8 protein-coding genes are annotated in these 6,572 nt (G+C 43.6%); 3 read left to right on the top strand and 5 right to left on the bottom strand.

What is annotated here, in order from left to right; translation table 11 throughout:
* Positions 1 to 91: 91 nt before the first annotated feature.
* The 3 genes from RO21_RS06445 (at position 92) to RO21_RS12475 (ending at position 1,094) form a co-directional block, all read left to right on the top strand.
* On the top strand, positions 92 to 289 hold the full coding sequence (locus RO21_RS06445; protein WP_047976977.1) for a hypothetical protein: 198 nt from the start codon (positions 92 to 94) through the stop codon (positions 287 to 289).
* Positions 286 to 438: a hypothetical protein gene (locus tag RO21_RS12825; RefSeq protein WP_157019662.1), complete on the top strand. Its 153-nt coding sequence runs from the start codon at positions 286 to 288 to the stop codon at positions 436 to 438. The genes RO21_RS06445 and RO21_RS12825 overlap by 4 nt, the downstream gene beginning before the upstream one ends.
* A 362-nt stretch (positions 439 to 800) precedes the next feature.
* Positions 801 to 1,094 carry an Arm DNA-binding domain-containing protein gene (locus RO21_RS12475; protein ID WP_277619733.1) on the top strand — a complete coding sequence of 98 codons (294 nt, stop codon included), beginning with the start codon at positions 801 to 803 and terminating at the stop codon, positions 1,092 to 1,094.
* A 541-nt stretch (positions 1,095 to 1,635) separates the two neighbouring features.
* Here the strand turns inward: RO21_RS12475 and RO21_RS12150 are convergent.
* From RO21_RS12150 to ybfE, 5 genes are all read right to left on the bottom strand, one after another.
* Complete coding sequence (locus RO21_RS12150; RefSeq protein ID WP_053067731.1) at positions 1,636 to 2,457, bottom strand: Slam-dependent surface lipoprotein; 822 nt, start codon at positions 2,455 to 2,457, stop codon at positions 1,636 to 1,638.
* Between the two features lie 35 nt (positions 2,458 to 2,492).
* A complete protein-coding gene (locus RO21_RS06435; protein ID WP_047976976.1) occupies positions 2,493 to 5,162 on the bottom strand; it encodes an MlaD family protein in 2,670 nt (889 codons plus the stop codon).
* A gap of 98 nt (positions 5,163 to 5,260) precedes the next feature.
* Complete coding sequence (gene fur, locus RO21_RS06430) at positions 5,261 to 5,707, bottom strand: ferric iron uptake transcriptional regulator (RefSeq protein WP_047976975.1); 447 nt, start codon at positions 5,705 to 5,707, stop codon at positions 5,261 to 5,263.
* A 17-nt stretch (positions 5,708 to 5,724) separates the two neighbouring features.
* A complete protein-coding gene (fldA, locus tag RO21_RS06425; RefSeq protein ID WP_047976974.1) occupies positions 5,725 to 6,249 on the bottom strand; it encodes a flavodoxin FldA in 525 nt (174 codons plus the stop codon).
* Between the two features lie 33 nt (positions 6,250 to 6,282).
* Positions 6,283 to 6,555: a LexA regulated protein gene (gene ybfE, locus RO21_RS06420; protein WP_047976973.1), complete on the bottom strand. Its 273-nt coding sequence runs from the start codon at positions 6,553 to 6,555 to the stop codon at positions 6,283 to 6,285.
* Positions 6,556 to 6,572 lie beyond the last annotated feature (17 nt).

The following is a 6,572-nucleotide window of genomic DNA, read 5'->3' as shown; positions in this document are numbered from 1 at the left end:
AATGAATCTTATCGATTTAAACATCGTAATTAAGAAATAATAAAAGTGGAACACTTTTAAAGGATCTTTGTGGTTCAATTTTGGAAGATCATTGACAATTGATAAAAAAGACGAGAAATTTATAGAAATCTCTCGTTTTTTCGGCACGTTTTTAGCGGTTCGAGCCTTTTGGTTGCTCACTTTTGCTAATTTTGCAAAATTATTTGAACGCAACAAAGATGAGTTTACCTCATCAATGACGGCACCGGCGCAGAGATTGTCAAAGTCTCGGCATTTGGCAATGATGTGAAAATTGAAAGAGGGAAAGACGGCACAACAGCCAAAACCTTTCCTACAGGTGCGTGCGTGAAATGGGAGTTTACAGAGGGGGCATTCAAAGACATCGGCTGCCCGACAGAAGATAATAGCGAGAAATGTTGTTGTCAGAAAGATAATTAATCTATTTCCGATTGGTAAGAGGATGTGAAAAGATGGGTAGTGTGTCAGTTTTGTGCCAGTGATACGCTATAATTTATTGCATTACCCTGCTATAGACTTTACATAAGTATTGAACAAGAGATGTAAGACATTGTTTAATAAAGGTTTTATTGTTTGTTTACAAATATGGCATTCAAGAGGTCGTCAGTTCGATCCTGATTATCTCCACCAAATTCATAAATCAGTGTGATTTAACTTAACGCTGAAAGCTTTTAGAAGCCTTGTACTGCAAGGCTTTTTTCATATCTGATAACTCTACTTGCGTTCGCTTGCGTCATATTGAGCGTGAAAAATAGTACCCAAGTGGCAAAGTACCCAAAATTTTGGGTACTTTTGAGGATTTTATCGCGAGAACGCAGAACAGGCTTACCAATACACGAGTAGAGCGTTTGAAGTATGTTAAGGACGGAAAGAATGAACACCCTGACGGCAACGGGTTATTTTTTGAAATATACCCGACGGGCGTAAAGTCGTGGCGTTTTCGTTATAACGTACCGTACACGGGAAAAAGAACCAAATTCACTATCGGCAACTATCCAGCCGTCAGTATTGCTCAAGCAAGGGCAACACTGTATAACGAAGTTGTGCAGTCTGCCCTATTGGTTAAAAGCGAGTGAGGTAAGTTTTGTGAAAAAAGTGAGATAATTTGCTTTTTGACTTGCCACATATTGCAAAAGCTTTACATTTTTATAATGCCGATGTTTGATAAATTCGGCATTTTTATCCCCAGCCCACAATATCGCCTACCACTTCTATTCGCCCTATATAAGACTTGCGATCCTGTTTCACGAGAGTAACTATCAACTCGACAGCGTCAGCCCTGACTTTTTGCCCTAGGCGACGGTGATTCCCTCGCCAGAGAATTTGTCGCCTTTTATATTGAATGGCTCAAATAAGCAAGCGGTGGATTTGCAAAAATTTCCTGCAAACTCGCCGCTTGTCAAACCGAAACCAATGTTATGCCTTCGCTGCACAAACTAACTATCTGCACACAATGTAGGGACGCAATGCTTGCGTCCGTTTCATAAAATATTAATATTGTGCGATTGTATAATGGACGCCAGCGTGGCGTCCCTACAATTATATTGATCTATTTTACGTTATTAGCTTGCAAAGATCTCCTTCAAACCTACTGCTTGTTATAAATGTAGAAAAAGGCTACTGTTTAGCTCCAAAAGCACCACCCCAAGAATGGGTTGCTTTCTCTTCAAATAAACCGCCGAGCTCTTGCGCTTTAGGGCCGTAGAATTTACCTTCTAACTGCGCATTTTTCGCCGAGAAATCAGGTGAGGTTGCCGTACCGTTAAACCTATTTCCCTCAATTTTGGCCTTAACGGTAATCGGAGCTAATCCCTCTACATTAAAGTTACCGGTGAGCTGTTTGGCATCAAAATCGGCATTAAACGTTGATTTACCTTTTTTCCAATCATCATCTTCAAATACAGGGTGCTCTGCGCTAATTGCGACATCGCCCTCGTAACTTGCCTTACCCTTTGGCATATCCTTTGTCGGCGAACCGTTATAGAAGAAATAAGAATCTAACCCTTGATAATTTACCGTACCACCTTCCATCATACCAAAACGCACATACTGGTATTTACCGCAACATACCTCAAATTGCCCCTCATTCAAGGTTGCCCAATTGGAAGTATTGATATTCGGCAATACGGTTGGGATTTTTTTGCCTTCTACCTCAATTTCAGCCATTGAACCGTTTGTTTGTGGGGCATAATCCACCTTAACATCTTCATCTTGTAATTTACGCACTATCACATTACCTGTCGTATTAGATAATTGTGTTTCCTCGCTTTTTTCCGGTTGTGATTTCTCGGTTTTACCGTCAAGGGAGCTTAGCGTTTTATTTGTTTTCGGATCTTTTGCCGTGATTTCAGTATCATTGCTGCCACCGCCACTGCTTCCGCAGGCTGCCAACATTAAACAGGCAAGTGCCGTTAAACCGAATTTTGTTACATTTTTCATATTGCGTTCTCCATTAGGAATCACATTGATAAAACTTACTCCGCAACGCCCTGATCCCAACTTGGCGCTTCATCAGGTGTTTTACGTTGTAAGCGGAATCGGCGGTTAGGTTCGGCTTGCGGCTGAACCACTCTGCCGGACGGTGTAGAGAAAGTAATGCCTCCGTTCAACAGTTGCGACATTGTGCCGGAGTTAATACTCGCCCCACTCAAACTGATGTCCATAGTATAGCCGGACGATGCCCAAAATTCACTATTTTTACGCACCAAATGCTTATATTGATTCGCAATCCGCAGGTGAATAAGCACCCGATCGCCTAGCTCGCTCAAGCTTAAACGCTGCACACTGCCCACCTGCATTCCGCGGTACATTACCGGCGCTTGCGGGGTAATGCCGTTGGCATCGCTGGTTTCTATGATAATCGGAAAACCGTTGCCATATAAGGTTTTTGCCGTATCTGTGTCGGCAATTTGAAACTGGGTTTTACGCTCACCGCCGCCCACCTCAACGTTCAGGTAATTTTGTACAACCGCATCGAGATTTTTCACGCCGGTTGTGTCAATTTCAGGGGAAACCGCATTGAATCGGCTGCCCGATTTAGCAATCAGCGGGTAGTACTGTCCTTCAATGTAAGCGGTCGCTTTAATCTGTTTTTTTGCATTGTCCAGTTGTAACCTTTCGATCGTGCCGACCGTCAGCCCCATATATTTAATCGGCATACCTTTGCTTAATTTCGAGCCGTCTTTGGCAAACAGGGTCAAATAGGTATTGCCGGAAGTCGCTTTCGCATAACTGGCGTAAAGGGTTTTATTGCCTTTACTGCCGTGATTATCGACGCTAATCGCCCCTTTTAAACTGCGCATTAACGGCGAGGCTTGCACTGTTAAACCGTTGCCGGAGAGATCGACCTGCACCGCCGGCTCAATCCAAAATCGGCTGGTATCGCCCACCAAATGTCGATGTTTCGGATCAATATAGAGATCAACACTAAATTGATTTTTGTGCGGGCGGATATTTAATACTTCACCGATTTGGAACTGGCGGAACAGCACCAGTGAGCCTTTATCAATCCCAGATAACTCTGTGGCAGTTAGCGTAAGCGTCGGGCGTTTATCATCGTTTACAATGCCGGCTTCGGCATTCTCGGCATTTTTATAAAGCGGATAACGGGTTTTCGGCTCGCCGCTCGGCTTATGCGGCAGAATACGGATACCGCCCTTGAGCCATTCACTCGGTGAACCGGAATGGACACGCAAACCGTCTAACCCAACGGATACATCTACATTGGAGATGGCGATAAATTGGGTATTCCCTGCGATTAAATGTCGGTAATTCGGGAAGATAATCGCCTCAAAGGTAACATTTTCAAGACTTAATCGACGTTTTAAAATCTCCCCGACCTGCACATCATTGTAGTAAATGCCCTGCCCTTTCTCCACGCCATAGGCTTTCGGCGCAGTCAAGGTCAGTGCCAGCACATTCGGCAGGTTAAGCAAATAATCCGATTCGCGTTCTACGGTAAAATGGCGTTGCGGCTCACCTTTGCCTGCTTTAATATCAAAATAAATGCCACGGAACAACTCGCCGATTTTGCTGATTTGCTCTTTGTTTAAATCGAAGCGGGGTTCACGCAACAAAATATGCGAGCCGCTACGCAGCAGATCGAGATGATTCGGGTCGATCAACAATGTCCCCTGTAACATTCCTTTCGGCGTACTTTCAACTTCAGGGTTTTCTGTGGCACTCGCCGTTGGCATTTCAAGTTGCGACAGCACCCCGATTTGCAAATTTTGATAATAGACGGGCGTTTCGTTCACTTTTAAATTAGGGGCAATCGGAATATTCACTTTCACTTCCGTGCCACGCAACGCTGCCTTTAAATTTTCAAATAAGGCAAATTTTTGCCCTTGTGCCGCCGCCGGTGAATCGTCCGGTGAGTCAAAGGCAACTGCCCCTTGCACCACAGAAGCCAAGCTATCGACCTCAACATTCAGCCCTGCCAAGCCGGCATTGATATTCACCCCGCTGATGTTCCAGAAATGGCTCGCTTTTTTGACTAAGTTGGCATATTTTTTGTCGATCACAACGTCAATTTCAACTTTCTTTTGATCGTGGGTGAAGCGGTAATCGGCAATGTTGCCGACCGGCACTTTGCGGAAGTAAACACTTGCCCCAACCGTAATCGAGCCGAGATCGTCCGATACAAGTCTCACCAGCAAATCGCCGTCCGTTACCGTAATCGCCGGCGGTTCTTCCTCTGCAATGAAATCATAGCGGTTCTTTGCCTCACTCTCGTCAGTCGGGAGCAAGGTGATGTAATTCCCCGATACTAACGCATCTAACCCCGACACCCCTGCTAACGAAGCGCTGGGTTTAACCAGCCAGAATTTCGTGCCTTCTTTCAAGACCGATTTCGCTTCAGGGTTGATCTCCGCCTCAATCTGCACTTCTTTCAGATCGTTAACAAAATAGACTTTCTTCACCTGCCCGATCTGCAAGCCTTGATAGCGGATCATCGTTTTTCCGGCGGTAATCCCGTCTCCCTCTTTAAAACGAATGGTGATTTTCTCGCCCTGCTCTTTGAGAATTTGGAAAAACAGTAAAGCGCCGATCGCAAAAGCGACGATCGGCAGCAGCCAAAACGGTGAAATTTTTCTCGGTTGGCGGACTCTTGCCGCAACAGGTTGTGAAGTGGTTTCTGTCATTGTATTTCAATCTGTTTAATAGACGTAAGCGGTGAGATTTTACACAAAATTGGCAAAATCTCACCGCTTGTTAGAAAGAAAAACGAAAAGAGGTTAAGCTATTTTTTCTCTTTTTCATCACATTTTTGAATATTGCTACATTTGCCGTACAAATACAAACTGTGATTTGCCAGTTCAATACCGTGCTGTTGGCTAATTTCACGCTGGCGGCGTTCGATTTCGGAATCTTTAAACTCAAACACTTTACCGCAGTCCATACAGATAATATGGTCGTGTTGGTGATTGTAGTTTAATTCATAGACCGCTTTGTTCGCATCAAAATTGTGGCGGGTCAAAATACCCACTTCCTCAAATTGATTTAACACACGGTAAACAGTTGCCAAGCCAATTTCGGATTTTTGCTCTAACAGTAATTTATAAATATCCTCAGCCGCAAAATGTTGAAGGGTTTCTCGGGTGTTTTGCATCAATTCAAGAATAGTCAAGCGTGGTTCGGTTACCTTCAGCCCGACGCTTTTTAATAATTTTGTATTTTCTTCAGACATTTTTGCCTCCTGCTGGTTTACGCTAATTCGGCTAAATACATTTCATCAAAAATTTGTTTACACCAACGACTTACACGCTCTTCGGTTAATTCCGGTTGGCGATCTTCGTCAATACAGAGACCGACAAAGGTATTTTCATCAACTAAGGCTTGCGAGACTTCAAAGGTGTAGCCTTCTGTCGGCCATAATCCGACCAAAGTTGCACCGTTTGGTTCGACAATATCTCGGATTGTCCCCATTGCATCGCAAAAATATTCGGCGTAATCTTCTTGGTCGCCGCAACCGAAAATACCGACAATTTTGCCGGTAAAATCAATTTCTTTCAGGGTTGGCATAAAATCGTCCCAATCCGCTTGAGATTCACCATAATACCAAGTCGGAATACCGAAAAGCAGAAAATCATAGGCTTCAATATCTTCTTGGGTGCTTTTTGCAATATCACGAACATCGACTAAATTTTCGCCCAATTTCTTTTGGATCATTTTTGCGATATTTTCTGTGTTTCCGGTATCGCTACCGTAAAATAAACCGACAACAGCCATTTAAGTTACCTATTTATATTAAAAATCAATGGGTTAATCATTGATGTAATTCGTTAAAATCATTTCGATCAATTGTCCACGAGACAGCCCTTTTAAACGAGCCTCCTGTGCCAATGCATTCACCAAATCCGAGTGTAGTTTAAGCTCAACACGCCTTAATCCCGAAGAACGATCTCGTTTTAGTTGATTACGTTTGTTGATGCGGACTTGTTGCTCTCGACTAAGGGGATTGGTGCGTGGTCGCCCAACTTTTGGCATTGATGCGAACAGATCAAGCGTAATACAATCTGAATCTTGTTTTGCCATTTTGATTTATGGGCTAA

This window comes from Muribacter muris, assembly GCF_001038205.1.
Lineage (GTDB): Bacteria > Pseudomonadota > Gammaproteobacteria > Enterobacterales > Pasteurellaceae > Muribacter > Muribacter muris.
Note: the sequence above shows the minus strand (reverse complement) of the source record. Positions and strands in the feature narration are given on the sequence as shown.